Source organism: Paenarthrobacter sp. 10L412 (assembly GCF_056395565.1).
Genome location: NZ_JBFTJT010000009.1, coordinates 206,731 through 230,811 on the forward strand (window position 1 = coordinate 206,731; position 24,081 = coordinate 230,811).

A 24,081-nucleotide genomic window follows, 5' to 3' on the forward strand; every position below is an offset into this window, starting at 1 on the left:
ATTTCTTGACATGCGGCAACACAAATGTCTTTCGAATCAACAAATATTGCGGTTGCCGGAAGCGGGTGAATTATGGGAAAGGAACTCAAGCAACGCACGATAGGGGACAGCAAAAATGACACAGACGACCGTGGAAGAAACGGCAGCCATCAAGGCTGCATTTGCGCAGTTCCCGTCCGGAGTGGCTGCCTTCAGTGCCATGGTGGATTTCACGCCGGAGGCATTGGTGGCATCGTCCTTCACGGTGGGCGTGTCATTGGAGCCGCCATTGGTGATGTTCGCGGTGCAGAACTCCTCCACAACGTGGCCCAAGCTTCGGCAGGCCAGCAGGCTGGGGGTATCCGTGCTGGCCGAGGGCCAGGAAGCGGCCTGCCTTCAGCTATCCTCCAAAACCCGGGACCGCTTCGCCGGATTGTCCACCAGTGTCAGTGACTCAGGGGCCGTTCTGATCGACGGCGCGGTGCTGGGTTTCGAGTGCGAGGTTGTCTCCGAGACGCCAGCGGGGGATCACGTGATCGTTGTCCTCGAGGTCAAAGCGACCACCATCAACCACGAATCCAAGCCACTGATCTACCACGGAGCAGCGTTCCGGCAGCTCGCCGCTTAGGAGTTGCGGCTTACCCCGCTGAGCGAACCCTTACGAACCGGGCTCGAAGACTTTCCATTCTTGGAAGTGTTCGGGCCCGATTTCTTGGAGTTGTTCCCTTGGGCCGAGCTGTTCCCTTGGCTGGATTTTGTAGATTCAGGACCGGACTTTTTCGGACCGCTGCCCGGCGACGCCTCGGTGCCCGAAGACTGCTGCGCGTCCGGGGCCTTCGGGGCGGGTGGTTCCTCATTGCTGGACGGCGGTGTTGGCTCGCCCACCTCGCGGACCGTTACCTTGATGGCGGGTGGTTCCTCTGCCTTTGCGCGCTCGGCCGCCCTCCGGTCAGCTTCCGCGACGGCGTCGGCCCAGTCCTTCGCAAGCACGGGGGGTTCCTTGCTGGCGGCCACGAGCAAGGGGTGGTGGGCGGTCTGTGTTTCGACCACTTCCTTAACCTGAGCAGGCTTGGGTACCTTCCTGGGGCTAACCTTCCACGCACCGTCCTTGACGGCAGAAGCGGCATCCGAGACCCGGCGTCGAACATCGCCAAAGCGATCCTTCTTGGGCTCTGCCACAACAGGATGGGCTGCCACCTCGGCAGTGGAACCGGTAGGAACGTAGGCAAGATCTTCAAGAGGTGACTCAACAGCGTGACTGGAGTAATCGACGTCGTCACCCGCCAAAGCGGGTACGTGTTCCGGAGCAGGAGGCAGATGAACGATGGCGACCGTTTCCTTCTTGGGGAAGACGCCGATCATCGCCAGGAGAATCACTGACACAAGCCGTCCGACTCCGGCAACTACCAGAGTGATGATGATGACCAACCCGAGGCCCAGGAACATGAGGATAGCCATCCCCACCGTGCCCAAATATGTCAGGTTGATGGCGAGTGTTGTCGGATCCTCCACGTAGCCTCCCCTGGCAGTCGTTTTGCGATGCGCGCATTGCCCACCCAGCTTGCACATCTAGCCTAAGGTCCAGCACCGACGGAATCACGCCCCGCACCACCCTCTGGCAGGGGTTGTTTCGAAGCTGTTACATGGCGTGGGAAAATATGTTGTCCAGCTCTCATTTTCAGCCTCGGATTGGGAGAACGTGACCCCTGATTTCAGCCGACTCCGCAACGGTGCGTGCCCCTGCCTCTCGGGGGAGCAGTATGAGGATTGTTGTGGACACTTCCATGGCGGCGAGACTGAAGCGCCCACAGCCGAGCAGCTCATGCGGTCCCGGTATTCGGCGTTCGTCGTCCTCCATCCGGAGTACCTCCTGCGTACCTGGCACGCCTCTACTCGCCCGGCTTCCTTGGAGCTGGACGCGGACATGCAATGGCGCAGGCTCGACATCCTGGGCACCTCAAACGGCGGGCCCTTGGACACCACGGGGACCGTTGATTTCGCTGCGCACTACCGGTCCGACGGCGAACGCGGAGTGCAGCGCGAACACAGCCGTTTCGTACGCGAGGACAAGCGCTGGTACTACGTGGACGGGGACGTCCTGTAGCGGGCTACCGATATTTCCGGTGCAGGTTCTCCTTGCTTGAGGCGCCCGGGGAAGCATCGGCGATCCACGGCCCGGTTCCTTCGGACTGGTCCAGGACCCCGGCCTCAAGCCAGGCATAGTCCCCAGCCAGGACCTTGCGCGAAAGCTGGTGGTCGCCGTCGTCGGTGTTTCGCCACAGCTGATCGAAGTATTCGTCCACCCGCACGCGCCCCTGCTCACAGTAGGCTTCGGCGAGCTCAAAGGCCGCCGCGCCGTGTTCCGGGTGGGCACGGAGCAGCATTTCGGCCCGGGAGCAGCATGCTGCCATGGCGAACAGTTCGGCGCCGATGTCCACGATCCTGCCAAGGAACGCTTGTTTGTGTTCCAGCTTCGCTTGCCAGCGCCCCATGCCGTAGAAAGTCTGCCGGGCGAGCCGGCGCGAGGACCTTTCAACAAACCGCAGGTGCTTGCCCAATCGTCCGAACTCGCCGTAGGAGCGCGGATCCATGCCTGCTCCGGCAACGAGTTTCGGCAGCCAGCGGGCATAGAAACCTGAAGCCCCGACGGCGGCCCTCGCCTTGTCCTGCAGGCTGGCATCCGCTGAGGCGAGGTCGCCCGCGGCAGCAAGGTGTGCATCCACTGCTTCGCGGGCGATGAGGAGTTTCATGATCTCGCTGGAACCCTCGAAGATCCGGTTGATGCGGAGATCCCGGAGGAGCTGCTCGGCCGCTACGGCGCGTTCCCCCCTTGCTTTAAGGGATTCGGCGGTTTCAAAGCCACGTCCGCCGCGGATCTGAACCAGTTCATCGGCGATCCGGCAGCTCAGTTCGGTGGACCAGAGCTTGGCCAGCGCGGCCTCGATGCGCACGTCCTTTTGGCCGGCGTCTGCCATCTCGGCTGACAGTTCAAACACAGCTTCCAACGCGAAGGTCGTGGCGGCGATGAACGCAATCTTCTTTCCTACGGCCTCGTGCTTGCCCACCGGGCGGCCCCATTGCGTACGCGCGTTGGACCATTCGCGGGCGATCTTCAGGCTCCATTTCCCTGCGGCAACGCACAGGCCAGGGATGGAAAGGCGTCCGGTATTGAGCGTGGTGAGGGCGATTTTGAGGCCTTGGCCTTCGCGGCCCAAGCGGTTCTCCACCGGCACACGCACTTGGTGGAAACGGGTCACACCATTCTCGATGCCGCGCAGGCCCATAAAGCTGTTCCGGTTTTCCACTGTGATGCCCGGGGAGTCCATCTCCACGACGAACGCGGAGATGCCGCCCTTGTGCGTGGTGCCGTCGGCGTCGGTGTGGGCAGGAACCCTGGCCATAACAACCACGAGCTCGGCGATCACCCCGTTGGTGGTCCAGAGTTTCACGCCGTCCAAAAGGTAAGACCGGCCGTCGTCCGAGAGTACGGCAGTGGCGCCCATCCTGGCGGGGTCGCTGCCGACGTCGGGCTCTGTCAGGAGGAAGGCCGTAATGGCGCCGGCAGCGCAGCGGGGAAGGTATTCCTGCTTTTGCTCCGGCGTGCCGAATTCCTTAACGGGCTCAGGAACGCCGATGGATTGATGCGCCGAAATCAGTGCGCCAAGGCTCGGATGAACGGATCCAACCAGAGCCAGTGCGCGGCCATAGTAGACCAAGGACAGTCCCAGGCCGCCGTACTCGCGGGGAATTTTCATGCCGAAAACGCCAAGGTCCGCGAGGCCTGCAAGGTACTCGTCCGGGATCTTCGCGTCGCGTTCGATCACCCGTCCGGACATGGACCTGCAGAACGCTTCAAGCTTGGCCATGAACTCTTCGCCGCGCTCCACGTCCTCCGTTTTGGCTTGTGGCCATGGGTGGATCAGGCTGAGGTCGAAGCTACCCAAGTACAGGCCTTTGGCAAAGCTGGGCCGGTTCCATTCAGTTTCGCGGGCGGCCTCGGCGACGGCGCGGGCTTCTTCTGCTGTGGCGTTGACGCTTGCGGCGGTGAGACTGTTGTCAGTAGCGGACGTCATGGGATAACTCCTCTAGCCGGTTGTGCCGGATGGAGCCAGGGTCCGCCTCGGGTGGGGAACCCTTCAGCTGTCCCTCAATGCTACCCGCGAGTAGCTACCGGTGCTAGGGGAAACCTGGGGCTGGAATTCGGCCGGGATTTCGACGTTTCCTGCATGGTGGACCAAGCTGTCCCACGCAAAATTGATGCCATGCACCAAGCCGCCCAGCACTGCCTTGACCGTGTACCAGGCCATTCCCATGGCGCCGATGAGAACGATAGTTGCTATGGCCGCTGCCGCGATGAACGCCACCAAAATGGCGGCGAAGGCCAGCGTTCCAATGAATACGTAGGTGGCTGTTTCCAGAGCGGTAAAGTCGAAATCCATGGTTCCCCCTATGCGACACTGCGTGGGTAGACGCGGCGTGGCTGCGTCGATGATCCGACACTAGGGCTGGGCGTAGTTTTCGGCCAGCACAGAATCGCGTCGTGGGCGTGTCGATATGTGATCGAAACCGAACCGGGCGGTAGGTTACGGAATGGTTGCGGGGCCAGCCTTCTGATCGTGCTTGGAAGGCTCGACGGCGGCCCTTTCAGTACCGCCCGACGCGGCGGTGATGCTCTGCGTTAACCTTGTACGGGGCAGTTTCCGCTGCCAGCCAGGTTTCGCAGCAGCTGAAGGAGAGTAGTTGTCCCGTTCAGCCATGTCCTCCGCCGACGCCATCAGTGCCCGGCTTCGCGACCTCGAGCAACTAACCAAAGGTCCAGCCTGGGCCCTCACACGTTCGGCCCCTTGGGTGATCGCGGTGCTGCAGGCTTCCTTCACCCGCACCCGGCCGCAGCTTCCGCTGGAAGAGTTCCATGCCGACGTCGACGCCTTCCTTGAGCAGCTTCGCCGCCAGGAACCAGGGCTGGGCGGCCAGCAGAACGGCAAGGCCTTCGGTGACGAATGGACGCGCAAGCAGTTCCTGACACGCCGCAACCAGTCCGGTCAGATCGTCTACGAAGTCACCGAAGCAGCGGCCCGCGTGCTCGCATTCCTGGACAGCCTCTCAAGCGATCGTTCCACGCTTAACGGTTCCCGTCTGGGCACGCTGCTTGGCGATGTGGAGAAGCTCGCCAATGAAACCAATCCGGACCAAAGCGCACGTTTGGAGGCGCTGGAGGAAGAAATCCAGGAGCGCCAGCAACTCGTCGAGGACATCAGCTCTGGCGAGTTCGACGGCCTCCTGGACGACGAAGAAGCTGTTGAGGCCGCAGGCAACATCCTTGACCTCGCAGCCAGCCTTCCCGCTGATTACAAGAAAATGCGTGACCGCATCGAGGAGTTGGTGGGCGAACTCCGCAACCAGATCATCGAGGAGTCACTCAGCAAGGGCGCAACCATGGCCCAGGTTCTGGAGGCCGACAAACGCCTGCGGCAAAGTCCCGAGGGCCGAACCTTCCGCTCCTTCACAGCCTTCCTGGAGGACCCTCAGCAGCAGTTGCGTTTCCGCTCCGCGATCGGCGAGGTCCTGAGCCGGCAGTTCGCGGACGATCTTTCGCACGAGGACCGCGAAACGCTGAAGAACCTCGTGGCCGAACTGCGTACCCAACACAGCCAGATCCAGAGAATCTACGGCAAGCTCTCCGAGAGCCTGAACACCTATATCCAGAGCGACGACGTCCGCCAGTCGGTCAGCCTGCGCAAGGTCTTAGCTGAGGCAGAGCAAGCCATCAGGTCCATGCCCTACGAGCGGGACCGGCCCAGTCTGGTTCGCGGCCCCGTTCTGTACAACGCAGGGTTCGAGTCGTTGGCCATGGTCAAGCTCTTCGACCCCGACGAATTCGCGACCCCACCCCGCCTGGCGGACCCCATCGCCTTCAGCGATTCGGACCGGGTTCGGTCTGCCCGCACCGGCAAGGCCAAGCCTGCTGCTGTGCGGGCCGCGATGGCCGGCGCCACTACGTTGGGCGAGGCGTGGGAAAACCTGCCAGCCGAGGAACGACACATCAACACTGTCCGAACCCTGTTGTCCATGGCGCTGCATGGTGGTGCGGCCTTCGACCGGGCCGCCTGGGAACACATCGATTTCGAACAAATCGACGGCAGTATCCGCACTGCGTACTTGCCCGTTGTCTCGCTGAATGAGGATTCTGATGACTGAGGAAATCACGACGACGGACGTCACAGAGGAGGGGCACGTCACCGACGAGCACGCCACCGCTGAGCATGCCACCGTTGAGGAGGCTGAAGTCCCGACTGAAACGGCATCTCACGCCACCCACGGTGACCCGTTCCGGGTCACCCCGCGGGACACGTTCGTTGACGGTGCCGCCCTCTTCCCGGGCGACACAGGCGTGCTGCCGATGAAGGTCCGTCACGCGCTGGTCAAACTGCTGAAAGGCCCCTACATCGACGGCGGCCGCGACGAGAAGCTCTGGACCACACTCCTGGACAACCAACTCATCCTCCGCAGCCGCCTCTCCGAACTGTTCCTCACTCTCCAGCTGGATCACGACCGCAAGATCGCCGTCCTCCGCCCCGTCGACCCGGAAATCATCGGTGCCAGCTCACGATCAAGCATCCTGCGGCAACAGCGTGCACTGAGCCGCGTGGAAACCATCGTCCTGCTCCGCCTGCGCCTCCTCCTGGACCGTCACGTCACAGCCCAGACGGACCCCACCATCACCCGCGAAGAGATCTCGGACCTCGTCGCCAACTACACGCCCGCAGGCCAGCAGGATGCACTCCGGGACTCCGACGTCGTCACCCGCACCATCACCAAACTCCTGGCCCGCCAACTACTCCTCCCCACCCCCTTGGACGACACGTACACCATCAGCAACGCCCTCCCACTGGCCCTCCCCTTCGAAAACATCGGCGACATCCCAGCCCAAATAGAGGCCCTCATAGCGGTAGCCGCCGACGAATCAGGAACAGAGCCGCTGCTGGACGTGGATTCGTCAGACACCTCAACCGAGGACGACGCTGATGGGGAGGACGATTCTGCTAACGGGGACGACGACGCCGATGCCGCCCCCGCCCCTTCGCCGGACGACTCTGCTGTAAGCAGCGAGCCGCCCGGCTCCGTCAGCGGCAGTGGCCTTCCCAACACTCGCAAGCTCGCGTCGGGTCCCTCGGCCAGTGCCTTAGATGCCACTCCCGGGGCGGCATCGGCGTCGTCTACCTTGAGCGTGCACGTCACCGGCGTGGAACCAGGAGTCCACGATCCAGCGCCGTCAGCCGCCATCGCTGACCACGAAAATGAAGATGGTGCCGGGGTCAATCAAGCCGGCGAGCTCGACGATCCAGCCATAGGATCTGACGTGAGCGCGGCTGTTGAGCGTGCTTCGAGCGGAATCGTTGATGCGGGTCAAGTCGGGTACGGCACGAGCGGCGATCCCGGAGACATGCGGCAGCATGCGTCTAAGCGAGGCACGAGCGAGCATGCCGAGCATGTGTCCGGTACCGCCGTGGACAGCAGTACCGCCGCGGACGCGACCAACGCTGAAGGGACCCAGAAGTGACGATCGCAAGCATGCTCCCACTCGGCGAGCTGACGAACCCCGGCCAAATGCGTCTGGCACTGGTGCAGGTGGTCAACTGGGGCACGTTCCATGGGGCCCATACGATGCACGTGGATCGTAACGGCACTCTTCTGACCGGCAATTCGGGCGTCGGCAAGTCGACGCTGTTTGATGCCATGCTCCGGGTATTTGATGCCCGCCCGCGGTCCAACGAGGCTGCTGCGCAGCGTTCCGGGGGCGCTGTGGAGGACAAGAGGACCACATTTACTTATATGCGCGGCAAGGTTGGTGATAAGGCTGTTGGCGATGGGTCGGCCAGTGCCTTCCAGCGCCCTGGTGCCACGTGGTCGGCCGTCGCGCTGACGTTTGATAATGCGGCTGGCACGAAGGTGACGGTCTCTGCGCTGTTTGATTTGCCGAAGAATGGCACGGAGTCCAGCGTCGGGCGTTTTTATGTGATTGACAACAAGCCGCTGGACTTGGAAGCGATCGAGGGGATTGCCCAGAAGAGGTTTACCAAGGGTGCGTTGGAGGGGATCTTCCCTGACGGCCAGGTCTTCGACGTTCACAAGGCGTTTGCGGAGCGGTTCCGAAGGCTCCTCGGCATCAACTCTGACCAGGCACTTCCCCTGCTGCGTGTGATCCAGGCAGGCAAGGGCTTGGGCGGCAGCGTTAATACGTTCTTCCGTGACCAGGTACTTGATGCTCCGGCTACGTTGGCAGCGGCTGATGATGTGGTGGAGGAATTCAGCAACCTGATGTCCATCCGGCAACGGTTGGAAGATGTCCGGCAGCAGCGCGACCAGCTGGCGCCGGTTCCGGGGCTGAACAAGGACTATGCGCAGGCGTTGTTGGATGCGAACAGGCTTCGTGAGTTGGCTGGCGAGGAATTTGAGGCGTACAAGCAGCAGCTTGCGGTCACTGTCCACGCCAAGACCTTGGCGCGTTTCAAGGAGTTGGCACAGTCCAAGGCGCAGGAACTCGCTGCCGAGCGCACGGTCCGGGATGCTTTGGCCAAGGAGCTCCGTGAGCTGGAGCTGGACTACAACAACCGCGGCGGTAACGCGATTTCGGCTATCGAGCAGTCGTTGGAGAACGCCCGTGTAGGTCTGAAGTTGCGTCAACAGGTGGAGGAATCTGCCCGGAAGGCGCTGGCCGATGCGGGACTGAACCTTGAGTGGTCGGCCGAGGGCTGGGACCAAGCCCATGAGCAGGCTGCCACGCGTTCGGCGGAGTTGAAGGACGATTCGGAGGCTTTGAAGGAGCTCCGTTTCGAGGCCTTCGACGGTCACGCGACCAAGAAACGCGAGCTGGCTGCGGCTGAGCAGGAGCTGCTGTCGTTGCGGTCGCGCAAGTCTTTGCTGCCGCCGTCGAGCATTGAGAACCGAGCCGCGATCGCAGCCGCAACCGGCATTCCCGAGGAGCGGATGCCGTTCGGCGGCGAGTTGATTGACCTCGCCGAGGGCCAGGATCAGTGGCGTCCGGCCGCAGAGCGCGCGCTCCGCAACCTCGCCACCACGCTGTTGGTTCCGGGAGAGCATTTCGCTGCGGTTACGCGGTACTTGAACGACAACACGGTCCGGGGCGCACTGCGCGCAGTGGATGTGTCCAAGCCCGTTGCCGGTGGCGCGCTGGCTGTGGAGGACGTGTCCGACGGCGACCTCTTGACTAAGTTGAGCATCCTCACCTCGGGCGCCAACGCCGACGCCGGGGCATGGATCCGCGAACGGATCGCCTTGGACTTCGCGTACCCGTGCGTGGAGGACCCGGGCGAGCTTGCCTCGATGAACAAGGGCCTCAGCCTCGGTGGCGTGGTCAAACGCAACCGGCACACCGTGGAAAAGGACGACCGTTTCACGAGCCGGCAGGATTACGTCCTCGGCTTCGACAATGCGTCCAAGCTTGAATTGGTGGCGGCCCGGGTGGGCGAGCTGGAAAACGAGTTGGCCAAAGCTGCGGAATTGGCGCAAAGCCGTGAGGATTCCCACCAAGGCATGGCCCGGCAATTGGAAGCCCTTCGCCGGGTGGCCGAGGATGAGCGTCCATGGGAACAGGTCTCCGCAGCGGTTGCGGCGGACGAGCTCGCACGGATTGAGCAGCGTCTGGCCGATGCCCTGGCTGCCCAGGCGGACCTTGAACCGTTGCGGGCGAACATCGAGGCCGTACGGGAAAAGCACCAGTCCTCCACAGGTGCGGCGGCCGTGCTGCAGAGCGAATACAAAGCGCTCGACCAAAAGATGATCTCGGCTGACGGCCTGCTTGATGCCGCGAGGTTGAAGCTTGAGCAAGCACCGCCGTCGAGCTCTACCGTAGCCGCGCTGGAACCGTACTTTGCCGGCGTCGGCGAGGTATCCGAACTTTACGAACTGGACAACCTGGCCAACAGCGTCCGCAACAAGCTGCTCGACGAGCTGCACGCCGCCGAATCACGCAGTCAGGCTACGGCAGAGCGTCTGACGCGAATATTTGAGGCTTTCGTGCGCGATTGGGGCAGCGCCATCAGTGCTGACTATGGCACGTCCATCGGGGCTGCCGGGGACTTCGAATCGCGATATCACGCGATCGTGAGCGATGGCTTACCCGCCCAGGAGGCGGAGTTCCGACTGTTCTTCAACCAGCGCACGCACGAATCGTTCAGTACGCTCCTGCACCTGCTGGATGAGGAGCGCCGGAGTATCACCAGCCGGATCCTGCCCCTCAACGGAATCCTGTCCGAGGTCAATTTCCACGAGGGCAGCTATCTGGAACTGGACATCAAGCAGACGCTTCCGGCTACGGCCAAGCAGTTCAAGGATGCTATCCAGAACGCGCTGAAGGCCAAGCACACGCGGCCCTCCCGCAGCGCATCTGCCGCTGCCGGAACAGAGGCCGACGACGACGCCGAGCTCACCGCCCGCTACAAGTCCCTGGAGACCCTGGTGAAGCGTCTCGGTTCCCAAACCCCTGAGGACCGCCGCTGGCGCGCCGAGGTCCTGGACGTCCGCGGCCACCTGTTTATCCAGTGCAAGGAGCACAGGGAGGTGGCAGCCAAGTCGGCGAAAACCGGCAAGGCCGGCAAGAAGAAGACCGAGGTCTTCATGCATGCCGATACCGGTTCCATGTCCGGCGGTGAACGCCAGCGCTTCACGGCGTTCATCATGGCCGCGGCCCTGAGCTATCAGCTGGGCATCGCCGAGCAGGGCTTCACCACTTACGGCACCGTGATGATGGACGAAGCGTTTGTGCTGGCCTCCGAGGAATTCGCCGGGGCCGGAATCAAGGCGCTTCACGAATTCGGCTTCCAGTTGTTGCTGGCCGCGCCGGAAAACGTGATCGATCTGTCCCGGCACCTTGGCTCGGTCACGGAAATCCTCCGCGATAAGCGGACCAACCGGTCCGGCGTGCTGACGGCTCCCGTCATTGCAGGCGCTGGCGAGCCTGGCGCGTGGCGGTCCGAAGCCAACCCCGTAGACATCGTCCTGCGATAAAGCAACGCGGGGTCACATATGGCCCATGGTGGAGACCTTAATGGGCCATAAGTGACCCCGCGTTGCCATTAGCGGGAGGAGGTCCCGCGGACGCGGTCCAGGAACTGGGCCGTCCGCTCCGCGAGCCCGGCGATTTGCCGAAGCACGACGACGGCCGGGTCCGGGTTGATCTCATTGGCGGGCGGTTCCTTGCGCACATTGGCGCTGCAGCCGAACTCGGCACAGATCAGGGTTCCCACGGTGTTGCCGTCCTTGCCTGACTGTCCGGCCTTCTTGGCGACCCACAGATAGACGTCGTCTTTGGAGAAGACGTCGCGGCACAATTCACAGAGGACCACGCGCTTCTTTCCGGAGCCACCTTCAGGAGCGCGAAGCATGATTCCGGTGAGCTTGCCCCGGTGAGGCACCACCAGGTACCCGCGCTGGGGCATTTTTTCGTCGCGCCAGCCGAGGAACTCAAGGTTCTCCCAGTCGGTGGTTTCAAAGTCCCGGGGAAGGTTCAGCTTGGCGGCTTCGGAGCGGCTGGCATTGATGAATGATGAACGGATTTGTTGGGCAGTGATTTTCTGCACGGCACAGCTTCTTTCGGAGTTGATCGACGGCGCGCTGAACAGCAGCGCGATAGCTGGAAAGGGGCGTCGGTCATCGGTGAAAGCGAGGCACGGCAAAGAGACCCAAAAAGGGATGCCTGTTGTATCTGGAGTGCGTGTACCTAGAGTGATGCCGACGAGTGGGGGAGTGCCAAGCAGGCCAAAATGGCCACCTCGCCAACCATGGCTGCAGCAACTGAAACCGTGCGCACGCTCATCTCCTCGTCGTTCTCCTTGGAAGCGGTAGTCCGCTGCCGATATCTTAGCAATGACTCAGCTTGGGGATTACGTGATGCAAACGTTTCGTAATTATGCAAAGGCTAGGCTAGCCTTACTTAGGTTCGCATCCCTTACCTAAGGAGTCCCGTGGCTTCCCTTCTTCCACGCCGCGCCCTGCTGAAGACCGCAGGCACCGCGACAGCCGCTTTGGCCGCCGTCGCCCTTTCCCTCACCGGCTGCTCCACCGGGCCCGCCACCTCCACTCCGGCAACGGAGCAGGCAGAAACCGCTGCTTTCCCCGTGACCATCAAGCACGCTTTCGGTGAGACCACCATCAAGGAACAGCCCAAGCGCGTAGTCACCATCTCGTGGGTCAATGACGACGTCGCAATAGCTCTGGGCGTTGTCCCGGTTGGCGTTCCCAAGAACGAGTGGGGCAACAACGACAAGGGCTCTACGCCGTGGAAGGATGCCGCGCTGGAGAAGCTTGGCGCGGGCTTCGGTTCGGACAAGGCTCCCGTGCAGTTCTCCGAGGCGGACGGCATCAACTTCACTGAGATCGCCAAGCTGAACCCGGACGTCATCCTCGGCGCCTACTCCGGCCTGGAAGAAGCCGATTACAAGAAGCTCTCTGAAATCGCTCCCGTCGTTGCCTACCCGGAGCTCGCCTACGGTACGCCCTGGCAGGAAAGCACCACCATCATCGGCAAGGCCCTCGGCAAGGAAGCCGAAGCCAAGAAGCTGATCGAGGACACTGAAGCCACCGTCAAGGACAAGGTTTCCAAGTACCCGCAGATCAAGGACAAGACCTTTATCTACGGCAACCTTGAGCCGGCCAAGGGTGACGGTGTGAACGTCTACACGGCCATCGACAACCGCCCGCGCTTCCTCTCCGAAATCGGCATGAAGCTCGCTCCGGTAGTGGAGCAGAACACGAAGACCAACAAGGACTTCTTCATCCCGTGGTCTGCGGAGAAAGCCAACGAGCTCGAGTCCGATGTCTTCGTGACATGGGTGCCCGAAGCCGCCACGGCCGACGCCATCAAGGCCGACCCCCTGCTGGGCCAGATACCCGCCGTCAAGTCCGGCGCACTCGTTGCCGACGCCGATCAGACCCTTACGCTGTCCATCTCCGCCTCCTCGCCGCTGAGCCTGCCGTGGGCCCTGGACACGTTCCTGCCGCAGCTGGGCAGCGCAGCGGACAAGGCAGCCGACGCGGCAGGCAAGTAACTGCAATGAAATTGAGTACGACGACGGCGGCTTCCGTGGGGCAGGTTGGCGGCACATCTGTGCCGGGTAACCAGCGAGATAACGCCCCTCGGAGCAACGCGGCCGATGGGGGAACCCGTCCCAACGGCACCAGCACGGTCACAGGCGGGCGGAGTGCCTGGCTGGTGGTCGCCGTCGTCGTACTCGTCGCTGCGTGCGCAGCATCCCTGGCAATCGGCGCGCGCGGACTTCCCCTGTCCACCGTTTGGGAAGCTACCACCAACTTCAATCCAGAAAGCGGCGACCACGCAGTGGTCATCGCACGGATTCCCCGAACAGTATTGGGTCTCCTGGCAGGCGCCGCCCTGGGCTTGGCCGGAGCGGCAATGCAGGGAGTGGCCCGCAACCCCTTGGCTGATCCCGGCATTCTGGGACTCAACGCGGGTGCGGCCCTTGCAGTTGTCGTGGGCATCTATGTTTTCGGTGTCGGTTCGCTGACCGGCTACATTTGGTTCGCCTTCATCGGCGCCGCATCGGCCGCCGTCGTGGTTTACGCCATCGCATCCAGGGGCCGTGACGGTGCGACGCCGGTCAAGCTCGCCCTCGCGGGCGCGGCGCTGAGTGCCGGCCTGTTCTCGCTGATGAATGTCATCCTGGTCTCAAGCCAGGACACCCTGGACCGATTCCGGTTCTGGCAGGTGGGAAGCATTGGCGGACGGGACTGGTCCGTCCTACTGCCCGCACTTCCCTTCCTGACCGTCGGCGCCGTGATCGTCATGGCCAGTGGACGCATCTTGAACAGCCTCGCGTTGGGTGACGACATCGCCCGTGGACTCGGTCAGAATGTTGCCCTGTCCCGCGGAGTCATCGGCCTGGGGATCGTCCTGCTGTGCGGATCCGCTACGGCGCTGGCTGGACCCATTGGCTTCCTCGGCCTGGTGATTCCGCACGCTGTTCGCTCGCTTACTGGTCCGGACTACCGCTGGGTCCTCCCGTTCTCCATGATCTCGGCGCCCATCCTGCTGATCATCGCCGATGTGATCGGCCGCGTGGTCTTGCTTCCCGGCGAGGTTCCCGCCGGCATCATGACCGCGCTCGTGGGTGCGCCGGTCTTCGTCTGGCTCATCCGCCGCGGAAAGGGGGCCGGGCTGTGACCACCGCCAAATCGACTTCCCTGAAATCCCGCGCCGAGCTTAACACTCATGATTCCCGCAAACGTGGGCATGAACTGACACTTCGGCGCCGCCTGGGCCCCACGCTTCTCCTGAGCCCTACCGTCTTCCTGGGCTTGGCCCTCGTGGTCATGTTCGCGGTTTACGTACTGCTGGGCAGCTACACCGTCACCATTCCCGATTTCTTCACAATCGTCATCAACCACCTCACGGGCGGTGAGAAGATCCCCGGCGCCAGCTTCATCGTCATGGAGCACAAACTGCCGCGCGCTACCGTCGGAACACTGATCGGCGTGGCTTTTGGCTTGGCCGGCGCGCTTTTCCAGACCATGCTGCGGAATCCCCTGGCGAGCCCGGACATTATCGGCATCAGCTACGGCGCCAGTGCGGCGGCCGTGACGGCGATTGTGATCTTTGGTGCTTCCGGAGCGGTCGTCTCTTGGGCAGCCCTTGGCGGCGCGCTGGGTGTTGCGGCCATTATCTACGCCATTTCGCGTGGCACCGGGTCCGGGGCAGGCGGAGGCAGCCGCGGCAACGCTGCCGGCAACCGACTCATCCTTGCCGGTGTGGGCATCGCCGCGGCACTGCACGCGGTGGTCAACTTCCTCATGACCCGTGCAGACATCCGTACCGCGGCTGACGTCCTCGTCTGGCTTAACGGTTCGCTGAATTCTGCCACTTGGGAGCGCGCCGGGATACTCACGGCTTCCTTGCTGGTCCTGGTTCCGGCTGTCATCATCCTGGCCGGCCCGCTGCGCATCCTCGAACTTGGGGACGATGCAGCCGCCGGCCTTGGCATCAGGGTCAACGCCACCCGGCTGGGACTGGTGTTGACCGCCGTCGGGCTTGCCGCCGTCGCAACGGCCGCTGCCGGTCCCGTTGCGTTCGTCGCTTTCCTGGCCGGACCAATTGCACGCCGCATCGTCCGCAAACCCAGCCTTCCGGCGTCGGCCTTTACCGGTGCGCTGATCGTGCTGGCCGCTGACTTCTTCGCCTCCAACATCGCCCCCGTCATCCTCGACGGAACCGTCCTCCCGGTCGGCGTCATAACGGGCGCCCTCGGTGCACCCTTCCTGCTGTGGCTCCTGGTCACCTCGAATCGAAAGGAAGCCTGACATGGCCATCCTTAATGCCAAGGACCTGACACTTCAATACGAGCAGCGCAAGGTGGTTGAGGGTCTCACCACCGAAATCCCCGAGGGCAAAGTCACCATGATCGTGGGCGCAAATGCCTGCGGTAAGTCCACCCTGCTTCGAGGACTGTCACGGTTGCTCAAGCCCGCCGGTGGTGCCGTGACCCTCGACGGCAAGGACATCCACTCCCGACCCGCCCGGGAGCTCGCCCGGACCTTGGGCCTGCTCCCGCAGCACCCCACCGCTCCGGACGGTATCTGCGTGCGCGACCTCGTGGGACGGGGCCGGTATCCGCATCAGGGGTTCTTCCGAAGTTGGAGCGATTCCGACGACGCCGCGGTGCAGCGGGCGCTCCAAGCTACCGCAACGCTGGAACTCGCAGAGCGAAGCGTCGACGAACTGTCCGGCGGACAGCGCCAGCGCGTCTGGATTGCCATGGCCCTTGCGCAGGAAACCGACGTGCTGCTGCTTGACGAGCCAACCACGTACCTGGACCTTGCGCACCAGGTTGAAGTGTTGGACCTCGTTACGGACCTCAACCGCAGCCGGGGCACCACCGTGGCGATCGTGCTCCACGACCTCAACCTCGCCGCGCGCTACGCCGACCACGTCATCGCCATGAAGGGCGGATGCATTGTGGCCGAAGGACCCGCACCCGTTGTAGTGACCGAGCAACTGGTCTACGACGTCTTTGGCCTGGAATCCAGGGTGGTTCCCGACCCCATCTCAGGAACACCGCTCATTGTCCCCATCGGACGCCACCACGCACAGCCCGTTTCAACCAACGAACTGGAGATCGCCTCATGAGTGCACAACCAACCCGGACCCAGGCGAGCGCCGCAGTGGAACCCATGACCCTGGCCTTCGACGTCACCGTCTCGGCCGTGCAGGACCTGAGCCCGAATTTCCGCCGGATCACGTTCGGAGGGTACTCGCTGCGCGGCTTCGGCGTTGCAGGGGACACCTTGGACTTGCGCGTGAAATTGATGATTCCTTCATTCGACGCGGACGGACAGCAGATCCCCCTGCCCGAATTCAAGATGGAAGAAGCCGGGTGGTACCAGGAATGGCTGGCCATGGACCCGTCCATCCGCGGTGACATGCGCACGTACACGGTCAGGGCTGAGCGACTCGACGCCGTGTACCCCGAAATCGACATCGACTTTGTCATGCACTTCGACGACGCAGGCCACGGCGGACCCGCAGCCAACTGGGCGCTGGCTGCGAAGCCGGGTGACGCCCTGACCATCATTGGCCCCAACAACCGTGCAGCCCAGTGCACCACGGCCGGCGCCTACGGCGGCATCGAATGGCGTCCCGGCCTGGCCCAGAGGGTCCTGCTCGCCGGAGACGAGACAGCAGTGCCGGCAATCAGCGCCATCCTTGAGAGCCTGCCCGCGGACATGACCGGCCACGCTTTCCTCGAAGTACCCGAGGCAGGCGACTTCCAGGACATCAGCACAGCTGCCGACATCGAAATCACCTGGCTTGCCCGTGGCGCAGCGATTGGACGCTCCCGCCCCCACGGCGAACTCCTCAAAGAAGCCGTCAGCAAGGCTGTTCCCGTCCCCGGTTGGGTAGGCCTCAAAGGCACGGACTCCGCTGCCGGACCCGAGCCCGAAGATGTCAACGTAGACCAGGACATCCTCTGGGAAACCCCGCAACGCATGGACGCCGCAGCCATCGAAGCCACCAAGAACCCCACTTCGCCTGCCGGTGCGCTGCCGTTCTACGCCTGGATCGCCGGGGAAGCATTTGTGATCAAGGAAATGCGACGGTACTTGGTGCGGGACGTAGGAATTGATCGGAAGCAAGTGGCGTTCATGGGGTACTGGCGACGAGGTAAGGCAGAGGGCTAAGCCTTCGGGAGTCGTGGCTGGGTCCGGCCGCTTGGCGGGCATCCTCGGCGTGCTGCTCCTTCGTCGCTTTGACGCACGCTGCCGGATCCCCGCCAAGCGGCCTCGATGCGCTCCTCACCCTTCCGATGTTCTCTCACTTCCCGCCGGTTTTTTGGGGATGTTCTTTCACTTCCCGCGGGTTTTTGGGGGATGTTCTTTCACTTCCTGTTCGTCCTGTTCACTTTGGGTTGGTTGGGGTGTAACCGGGGGTGGGTAGCGTTGTCTGGATGCGGGATGGTGACGCGGCTGGGCACGGCGGACGACGGCGGTACGTCGCCCTTGGGGATTCCTTCACCGAGGGCGTGGGGGACCCGAGCAAGGTCCTGCCCAATGGGGTTCGCGGATGGGCAGACAGGGTCGCCGAGAAATTGGCCAAAGCGCAGCCTGGATGGGAGTACGCGAATCTCGCAGTGCGTAGTAAGAGGCTCCGGCACATCATCGATGAACAGCTTGAGCCCGCCCTGGCCATGGAACCAACACTCATCACGCTTTATGCGGGCGGCAATGACATCCTGGACTTTGGCACGGACATGGATGCGCTCCTCAACGACTACGAGCTGCTGGTCGCCCGGCTTGCCGCCACTGGGGCAACGGTGGTCCTCTTTACCGGCTTTGACGTGAAGGTCTCAGCCGTCCTGGAACCGTTCAAGAAACGCAACACCCTGTACAACCAAAAGGTCCGTGATGTCGCCGCAAAGTATGGGGCGATCCTGGTGGATTACTGGTGCTTCGACGCCTACAAGGACTCACGGATGTGGGCCCCTGACCGGCTTCACATGTCCAAGGCCGGCCACAAATATCTCGCCGCCCAAGTCCTGGACCATCTAAACGTCCCGCACAAGATTTCTCCGAAGCAATGGGACCCACCCCAAAGAATGACCATGCGCGAATGGGAGCGCAGGCAGCGGCGCTGGGTGAACGACTGGGTGCTGCCCCTCTTTGGACGTAAACTCCGCGGCATCACGCTGGGGGACTCCCTGAATCCCCGTTGGCCCCAGCCGGTGAAAGTCCCGCGGAAGGGCGGACTGAAGAAGCTGGCAGAAAACCAGCAGGCTACGCAGTGAGGCTACCCGCCAAGCCTCAGTTCTCCAGCAGGTTCTCGTAGCCCTCGGCCACAGTGGTCGCGGTGAATTCGATGATCTCGAACTCGGCCACGCCGTTGCTGAAGAACGGGTCTTTGGCCAGTGAGTCATCCAGCGTTGCCCGGTCTGCCTTGGACAGCAGCACGCCGCCCGTGGCTGGGACGCGACGTCCCGACGCAAGGAACACGCCGGCGTCGAACGCGTCCTTAAGCCAGGCCATGTGGGCTGGCCGGTGGAAATCGGCGATCTCAGCGGGAACTTTGTAGGTCAAGGCGACAACGAACATTCCGCCAGCCTACCGTTTGCGGCTGCAGCAAGGCCGGGCCAACCGGCTAATTCTCCTAAGATGGATCCATGACTGAACCCCGCTGGCTTAATGCCGACGAACGCCGTGCCTGGTTGGCCCTCTTGAGCATCAATACGTTGCTCCCCTCGGCGTTGGATACGCAGCTTCAGTCTGCTGGAAAATTGTCGCTGTTCGACTACAACGTGCTGGCGATGCTCTCGGAAACCGAGGGACGGTACCTGCCCATGAGCGAGCTCGCCGCCCGGACCAGTGCGTCGCTGTCGCGCCTGTCGCACGTGGTCACCAAACTCCAGAAGCGCGGCTGGGTGGAACGCCAGGCACACCCCGGCGACGCGCGCGTCACCGTCGCCCACCTGACCGAAGCCGGTATGTCCACCATTGTGGCCCTCGCTCCCGGTCACGTTGAGTCCGTGCGGGCGCTGATGCTCGATTCACTCTCGCCCGACGACGTCGCGGACCTCGCGCGCATCGGCGAGAAGATCGTCTCCCGGCTGGACAATAACCACTGGATCCTGCGCGAATCGTAGCCCTACCCACGCTTTGTAGGTAGCGGTCGGCTAATGGCAGACTGACGGCATGGATTTTTCTGCCCGTTATGTTGCCTTGGGGGATTCCTTCACTGAGGGCGTTGGCGACGACGACCCAACCCGCCCCAACGGCGTCAGGGGATGGGCTGACGTCGTTGCCCGGCAGCTGGCCCACAGCAACGAGGACTTCGGCTATGCCAACCTCGCAATCCGCGGCAGGAAGCTCCGCCAAATCATGGCAGAACAAGTGGACGCGGCAGTCGCACTGAAGCCCACTTTGGTAACGATGTACGCGGGTGCCAACGACATCCTGCGGCCCAAGATCGATATCGATTCGCTTTTGGAGGATTACGACGCCGGCATCGCCAAGTTAAGCGGGACGGGTGCCACTGTTGTGCTCTTCACGGGCTTTGACGCCCGCGGTTCGAAGGTTTTCAGCACGATGCGTGGTCGGACCGCGATCTACAACGAACTGCTCCGCGAAATCGCCGAGAACCATGGTGCCCTGCTGGTGGATTACTGGCGGTTCGATGAGTACTACGACGTCCGGATGTGGGCGCAGGACCGAATGCACATGTCGACGGCGGGTCACGTTAACATGGCCAAGCGCGTGCTGGACGTCCTCGAGCATGAGCATGTGCTTGAAGTCCCCGAACTCGCTCCGCTTCCCACGCTCAACCGTTCCGAGGCCATCCGGGCAAATGCGCGATGGGTCCGGGAATTCGCCGGCCCGTGGGTGGTGCGCCGTGTGCGGGGTACTTCCTCGGGCGATGGGCTTAGCCCGAAGTATCCAGCGCTGATCCGCCCGGTCTAAATGGCCTGGTCTAGAAGGCCCGGGCTCAGGCCGCATTACGGAAACCCGGAGTGGCGAGCAGCGTTCCGGCCCTGCCAACCGCGAGCACGTCGACGCCCCATTTCTCCATGGCATGATCCAAGGTTTGTGTTCCGCCGGCGACGATTGCCGTTGCCAGGACGTCGGCCGTAACGATGTCCTGCGCCGCGACGGAAACCTGAAGGAACTCCGACCGTCCCGCACCGATGGTCCAAATGTGTTCTCCCCTTTCAGCCGAGCCTGACGTTGCAAGGGCCGCCATTCCGTGTTCCGCTGAATCGCTGAGGCGGTATGTACTGAGCAGCTTCTGGCGATCGAAGGGATCAACGATCCCGGCCCGCCACGGATTGGGATCTTCAAAGCCAGAGTCCGTTGGCCCGGGTGATCCGCTGACCAGCACATCCCCACCAGCGTTGAGGCACCAATTGCGCAGGCCGAGCGCACCCAAGGACAGCGCAGCTTCGCGCATGGCGTGGGCTTTGACGATTCCGGAAAGATCCAACGCGCCGTCCGATCGCTCAGCCGTGAACGCCCCTTCGGTGTCCACGCGCCATTCCGAGGCCGCTGCATAGAGTTCCTGCATCAACCCCGAGGCATACGCCAACGTCAGTTCGCCCCGGGCCAGCCGGCTTGCCTCAGATCCTTCGCGGTAAAGGCTGAACGTCAGGTCGAGCTGCGTAAATATCTCTCCTACGACGTCGACGGCGGACTGCAGCTCATCGACGGCGGTTTGGGCGGACATGCCGCTCGCCACGGTCAGGCTCACCACAGTGCCCATGCTGCGGAAGGTACGCGCACGGAGCTGTTCGCCGTTAAAAGTTGGCTGCATCGAGGGCCGCCTGAAGGGAGGTGAGATAGGCCTCACTGGTGACGGTCGCGCCACTGACAGTTTGTACATTGGCTGACTGGGCGTGCAGGACCTCGGATCGCAAGACCGGTGCTGCCCGGCTGCTGATCTGGGCCGACTTTCGTTCGGCATCGGTGAGCTGCAGGGGTGTGACCTCGGTGATCTTGCCGTCCTGGATGGTCACCTGCACCTGGACTGTGCCGAAGCGGGTCCCGACTGACGCGCCGTCGTACGTTGCCGCCGTCGTGCTTTCCGCGCTGCTGCCGCCCCCGGTGCCGGTGCTACCGTTCGCAGCCGAACCGCCGGCCGACATGCTGCTGCTGAGGCTTGTTGTGGTGGAGGTGCCTGTTTCGGCAACGTGAGCGCCTGATTGCCAGCCTGCGAGGAGTATGCCCGCGGACGCCAAGGCCGTTGCCATTGCTGCCCGGATTCTCACCAGTCGAACCTTTCGTAGTGCAGTTGTTCTGTGGGTACCCCGGCGGCCTGTGCGTCCTGGACCACTTTGTCGGCCCAGCCAGCAGGACCGCAGACGTAGACGTCGGCGTTGGCCACGTCCGACACATAGGAGCGGAGCGTGAAACGGGCTTGGACGGCTGATTCCGGCAGCCATTCGTTGGGGCTTGCGGAGCGTGGGCCGGTCAGGTGGAAGAGCGTTGCGCCGCGGGCTCGGCAAAGGGCCATGATCTCCTGACCTAGGAAGAGCTCTGATTCGTCGTGTCCGCGCAGCAAGACCGTTGCATTGCCGGGCTCAAATGGGGTGGATTCCAGCAGCGACCGCAGAGGCGTGATGCCAATGCCGGCGCCGATCATCACCACTCTGTTGCGGGACCGGGCGGCGGTGCTGAACATCCCATAGGGTCCCTCAAGGGCGACCCTGGTGCCGGGCCTGAGGCGGGCCAGCCGGGCCGATCCGTCGCCCAGGTTTCGGACGGTGATACGGAGTTTGGCCGCCGTAGTGCCCGTGGCCGGAAATGGCTCCGCGGACAGGCTGAAGGGGTGCGGCTGCCACCAGAACCCGGGAGCCAGGAACCTCCAGATGAAGAATCTCCCGCCGCTGCCTGCCAGCGATTCGAGGTGCAGTCCGGTCATTTCGATGGTGAACACGTCCGGTGCCACGCGCACTATGCGGCTGACCGTGAGTTGATGCCGGGCTGTCGCCGCGAGTGGCTGGTAAATCCTGAAGAACAGGAGCGCCGCGCCCGTTCCGATGCAGATTGCCAGCCAATACCAGCGCTGCCAGGTTCCTTCGGCAAAGAGTCCGCCAACACTGAACTGGTGGGGAATGGCCGTTGCCACTGCTGCGTACGTCAGGAGATGGATCAGGTACCAGAATTCGTAAGGAAACTTGCGACGGATACCCACCAGCGAGGTCACCACCACGGCGATGAACAGCGCCATCGCGACGAACGCGAGCCACATATCCGGCACGTTGACCCACAGGGACACGGCTTCGCTGACTGGGTCAAGCCCTTCCGCGGCGCCATACCCAACGGCGATGAAGATCCCATGTGCCAGCAGCAGGTAAAGCGCCGGCTTGCCCAGTGTTTTGTGGATCCCAAGAGCACGGTCATGCCCGATTGTGTTGTCGATCAGCGGGATCCGGGCCGCGAGAAGCAGCATGAGGAGGACCACGTCCATGCCGACCAAACCGGCCACGATTCCCAGGCCTGTCGCGCTTCCGGCAAAGGAGGAGAACCCGCCTGCGCCGCCGTCTGCGAGCCACAAGGCGACCGCGACCACCGGGGACACCCACGCGAGGAAACCCAGAAGGTCGGCCCGGGCCAGCCGCCGTCGGGCTTGCACCCGAAAGGGTTCGACGGCGGCTGGTGGCGTCAGTGGGCCCGGCGCCGAGGACTGTTCAGCACCGGAAACACGTGAAAGGAGCGATGTCATGATCCAAGACTCGCCAAGCATCCTTTCGTTCTGCTGTGAAAGGGGCTTGTGAGGGCTTATGATTCCTGATTGGTCTTAATTTGGCCTGGCCCGTAGAATAGTTAGGCGCTAGGTAGTGCGGATCGTGTGCAATTGCTCCGGTTGGCGGTGAGGTCAGTCTGACTGACATCCCGATGGCCGGTAGTTAGGGGCTCAAGTTGCGTGCATTCCTGTATTCGCCCGGTATCCCAGGATCTGTTCCAGTGTTTATCACTGTCCGGTTCTGGGGCCCAACCTTCTTCGCCGTACTTGATGCGGAAACTACCGAAATGGTATGGATCGGACGCGAACGCTGCCTGTCGCACGGTAACGCAGGAACATCTGCACACCGTTACATTCAATCTTTGGAGGAGAGTCATGGCAGCACACTGCCAAGTGACCGGGGCCGAGCCGGGCTTTGGACACAGCATTTCGCACTCGCACCGCCGCAACAAGCGTCGGTTCGACCCGAACATTCAGAAGAAGCGCTACTGGGTTCCGTCCCTGCGCCGTAACGTCACGCTGACCCTGTCAGCCCGTGGCATCAAGACAATCGACGTACGCGGCATCGACTCTGTCGTCGCCGACATCCTGGCACGAGGAGTAAAGCTCTAATGGCAAAGGACAAGGACGTACGTCCGATCATCAAGCTGAAGTCCACTGCGGGCACGGGTTACACCTACGTAACGCGCAAGAACCGTCGTAACGATCCTGACCGTCTGGTCTTGAAGAAGTACGACCCCAAGATCCGCCAGCACGTCGAATTCCGAGAGGAGCGCTAAACACATGGCAAAGAAGTCCAAGATTGCTCGCAACGAGCAGCGCAAGGTCATTGTTGAGCGTTACGCTGCCAAGCGTCTCGAACTGAAGAAGACCCTGGTTGACCCCAACGCGACTGACGAAGCACGCGAAGCTGCACGCCTCGGCCTGCAGAAGCTGCCCCGCAACGCCTCCCCGATCCGTCTGCGTAACCGCGACCAGATCGACGGCCGTCCCCGCGGCACCTTCCAGAAGTTCGGTATCTCCCGTGTTCGCTTCCGCGACATGGCTCACCGCGGTGAGCTCCCGGGTATCACCAAGTCTTCCTGGTAATCACGAAGCTCTGAAAGGGCCGGCAACCGTTATGGTTGCCGGCCTTTTCTGCGTTTAAGCGTGCTTGTCCTGGACCCGGGGGGTGGAGTGGTGCCGTCCCGCGGGGCGGGGGTCATCCTCTGCGCGCTCGCTCGTGCCTCGCTTGGACGCGCGCTGCCGGATGACCCCGCCCCCGGTTGTTCTCTCACATCGTCGGTGTTTTCGAGCATCCTTCTCTCACATCCGGATGTGTTTGGACCGTTCTTCTCTCACAT

23 protein-coding genes and 1 pseudogene are annotated in these 24,081 nt (G+C 62.7%); 16 read left to right on the forward strand and 8 right to left on the reverse strand.

Features of this window, described 5'->3' with window-relative positions:
* The first annotated feature begins 115 nt into the window (after positions 1–115).
* On the forward strand, positions 116–607 hold the full coding sequence (locus tag AC1DD7_RS14550) for a flavin reductase family protein (protein ID WP_477515540.1): 492 nt from the start codon (positions 116–118) through the stop codon (positions 605–607).
* Here the strand turns inward: AC1DD7_RS14550 and AC1DD7_RS14555 are convergent.
* Entirely contained in the window at positions 604–1,491 is an 888-nt protein-coding gene (locus tag AC1DD7_RS14555; RefSeq protein WP_477515541.1) for a hypothetical protein, read from the reverse strand. The two genes, AC1DD7_RS14550 and AC1DD7_RS14555, sit on opposite strands and share 4 nt — an antisense overlap.
* 187 nt (positions 1,492–1,678) lie before the next feature.
* On the opposite strand from AC1DD7_RS14555, the gene AC1DD7_RS14560 reads away from it, so the two are divergent.
* Complete coding sequence (locus AC1DD7_RS14560; protein ID WP_477515542.1) at positions 1,679–2,083, forward strand: YchJ family protein; 405 nt, start codon at positions 1,679–1,681, stop codon at positions 2,081–2,083.
* Between the two features lie 4 nt (positions 2,084–2,087).
* On the opposite strand, the gene AC1DD7_RS14565 is transcribed toward AC1DD7_RS14560, so the two are convergent.
* Together AC1DD7_RS14565 and AC1DD7_RS14570 are read right to left on the reverse strand one after the other, a co-directional pair.
* A complete protein-coding gene (locus AC1DD7_RS14565; RefSeq protein WP_477515543.1) occupies positions 2,088–4,052 on the reverse strand; it encodes an acyl-CoA dehydrogenase family protein in 1,965 nt (654 codons plus the stop codon).
* Positions 4,053–4,115: 63 nt separating this feature from the next.
* Positions 4,116–4,418, reverse strand: coding sequence for a hypothetical protein (locus AC1DD7_RS14570; protein ID WP_431116953.1), 303 nt, complete (start codon positions 4,416–4,418; stop codon positions 4,116–4,118).
* Between the two features lie 301 nt (positions 4,419–4,719).
* Between AC1DD7_RS14570 and AC1DD7_RS14575 the strand changes: the two genes are divergently transcribed.
* From AC1DD7_RS14575 to AC1DD7_RS14585, 3 genes and pseudogenes are all read left to right on the forward strand, one after another.
* The gene (locus AC1DD7_RS14575; protein WP_477515544.1) at positions 4,720–6,177 is read left to right on the forward strand and encodes a DUF3375 family protein; all 1,458 of its coding nucleotides are present in this window, start codon (positions 4,720–4,722) and stop codon (positions 6,175–6,177) included.
* Positions 6,170–7,051, forward strand: a pseudogene (locus AC1DD7_RS14580) (DUF4194 domain-containing protein); the annotation flags it as partial. The gene AC1DD7_RS14575 and the pseudogene AC1DD7_RS14580, both read left to right, overlap by 8 nt.
* A gap of 485 nt (positions 7,052–7,536) precedes the next feature.
* Positions 7,537–11,007, forward strand: coding sequence for an ATP-binding protein (locus tag AC1DD7_RS14585; RefSeq protein ID WP_477515545.1), 3,471 nt, complete (start codon positions 7,537–7,539; stop codon positions 11,005–11,007).
* 68 nt (positions 11,008–11,075) lie between these two features.
* On the opposite strand, the gene AC1DD7_RS14590 is transcribed toward AC1DD7_RS14585, so the two are convergent.
* The gene (locus AC1DD7_RS14590) at positions 11,076–11,579 is read right to left on the reverse strand and encodes an FBP domain-containing protein (RefSeq protein ID WP_477515546.1); all 504 of its coding nucleotides are present in this window, start codon (positions 11,577–11,579) and stop codon (positions 11,076–11,078) included.
* Between the two features lie 384 nt (positions 11,580–11,963).
* Here AC1DD7_RS14590 and AC1DD7_RS14595 point away from each other — a divergent pair, with 384 nt between their 5' ends.
* The 6 genes from AC1DD7_RS14595 (at position 11,964) to AC1DD7_RS14620 (ending at position 18,293) form a co-directional block, all read left to right on the forward strand.
* Complete coding sequence (locus AC1DD7_RS14595) at positions 11,964–13,046, forward strand: iron-siderophore ABC transporter substrate-binding protein (RefSeq protein ID WP_477515547.1); 1,083 nt, start codon at positions 11,964–11,966, stop codon at positions 13,044–13,046.
* Between the two features lie 5 nt (positions 13,047–13,051).
* The gene (locus AC1DD7_RS14600) at positions 13,052–14,179 is read left to right on the forward strand and encodes a FecCD family ABC transporter permease (protein ID WP_477515548.1); all 1,128 of its coding nucleotides are present in this window, start codon (positions 13,052–13,054) and stop codon (positions 14,177–14,179) included.
* A 149-nt stretch (positions 14,180–14,328) separates the two neighbouring features.
* Positions 14,329–15,312 carry a FecCD family ABC transporter permease gene (locus AC1DD7_RS14605; RefSeq protein WP_477515563.1) on the forward strand — a complete coding sequence of 328 codons (984 nt, stop codon included), beginning with the start codon at positions 14,329–14,331 and terminating at the stop codon, positions 15,310–15,312.
* Between the two features lies 1 nt (position 15,313).
* Positions 15,314–16,138: an ABC transporter ATP-binding protein gene (locus tag AC1DD7_RS14610; protein WP_477515549.1), complete on the forward strand. Its 825-nt coding sequence runs from the start codon at positions 15,314–15,316 to the stop codon at positions 16,136–16,138.
* Positions 16,135–17,190 (forward strand): siderophore-interacting protein, encoded by a 1,056-nt coding sequence (locus AC1DD7_RS14615; protein ID WP_477515550.1) that lies wholly within the window; start codon positions 16,135–16,137, stop codon positions 17,188–17,190. The genes AC1DD7_RS14610 and AC1DD7_RS14615 overlap by 4 nt, the downstream gene beginning before the upstream one ends.
* Before the next feature lie 266 nt (positions 17,191–17,456).
* On the forward strand, positions 17,457–18,293 hold the full coding sequence (locus AC1DD7_RS14620; RefSeq protein ID WP_477515551.1) for an SGNH/GDSL hydrolase family protein: 837 nt from the start codon (positions 17,457–17,459) through the stop codon (positions 18,291–18,293).
* Positions 18,294–18,309: 16 nt separating this feature from the next.
* On the opposite strand, the gene AC1DD7_RS14625 is transcribed toward AC1DD7_RS14620, so the two are convergent.
* On the reverse strand, positions 18,310–18,597 hold the full coding sequence (locus AC1DD7_RS14625) for a YciI family protein (protein WP_477515552.1): 288 nt from the start codon (positions 18,595–18,597) through the stop codon (positions 18,310–18,312).
* A 68-nt stretch (positions 18,598–18,665) separates the two neighbouring features.
* Between AC1DD7_RS14625 and AC1DD7_RS14630 the strand changes: the two genes are divergently transcribed.
* Together AC1DD7_RS14630 and AC1DD7_RS14635 are read left to right on the forward strand one after the other, a co-directional pair.
* On the forward strand, positions 18,666–19,145 hold the full coding sequence (locus AC1DD7_RS14630; RefSeq protein ID WP_216927438.1) for a MarR family winged helix-turn-helix transcriptional regulator: 480 nt from the start codon (positions 18,666–18,668) through the stop codon (positions 19,143–19,145).
* Positions 19,146–19,194: 49 nt separating this feature from the next.
* Positions 19,195–19,959: an SGNH/GDSL hydrolase family protein gene (locus AC1DD7_RS14635; protein ID WP_477515553.1), complete on the forward strand. Its 765-nt coding sequence runs from the start codon at positions 19,195–19,197 to the stop codon at positions 19,957–19,959.
* Positions 19,960–19,984: 25 nt separating this feature from the next.
* Here AC1DD7_RS14635 and AC1DD7_RS14640 read toward each other — a convergent pair whose 3' ends face one another.
* The 3 genes from AC1DD7_RS14640 to AC1DD7_RS14650 are packed head-to-tail and all read right to left on the reverse strand — an operon-like array spanning position 19,985 to position 22,717.
* A complete protein-coding gene (locus tag AC1DD7_RS14640) occupies positions 19,985–20,806 on the reverse strand; it encodes an FAD:protein FMN transferase (RefSeq protein ID WP_477515554.1) in 822 nt (273 codons plus the stop codon).
* Entirely contained in the window at positions 20,790–21,260 is a 471-nt protein-coding gene (locus AC1DD7_RS14645; protein ID WP_477515555.1) for an FMN-binding protein, read from the reverse strand. The genes AC1DD7_RS14640 and AC1DD7_RS14645 overlap by 17 nt, the downstream gene beginning before the upstream one ends.
* On the reverse strand, positions 21,257–22,717 hold the full coding sequence (locus AC1DD7_RS14650) for a ferredoxin reductase family protein (RefSeq protein ID WP_477515556.1): 1,461 nt from the start codon (positions 22,715–22,717) through the stop codon (positions 21,257–21,259). The genes AC1DD7_RS14645 and AC1DD7_RS14650 overlap by 4 nt, the downstream gene beginning before the upstream one ends.
* Before the next feature lie 396 nt (positions 22,718–23,113).
* Here AC1DD7_RS14650 and rpmB point away from each other — a divergent pair, with 396 nt between their 5' ends.
* Genes rpmB through rpsN form a run of 3 tightly spaced genes read left to right on the forward strand, consistent with a single transcriptional unit; the run spans position 23,114 to position 23,827 of the window.
* Positions 23,114–23,350: a 50S ribosomal protein L28 gene (gene rpmB / locus AC1DD7_RS14655; protein ID WP_011776361.1), complete on the forward strand. Its 237-nt coding sequence runs from the start codon at positions 23,114–23,116 to the stop codon at positions 23,348–23,350.
* Positions 23,350–23,517 (forward strand): 50S ribosomal protein L33, encoded by a 168-nt coding sequence (rpmG, locus tag AC1DD7_RS14660; RefSeq protein WP_003798558.1) that lies wholly within the window; start codon positions 23,350–23,352, stop codon positions 23,515–23,517. The genes rpmB and rpmG overlap by 1 nt, the downstream gene beginning before the upstream one ends.
* Before the next feature lie 4 nt (positions 23,518–23,521).
* Positions 23,522–23,827, forward strand: a complete 306-nt coding sequence (rpsN, locus tag AC1DD7_RS14665) for a 30S ribosomal protein S14 (protein WP_216927432.1) — start codon at positions 23,522–23,524, stop codon at positions 23,825–23,827.
* Positions 23,828–24,081: the final 254 nt, after the last annotated feature.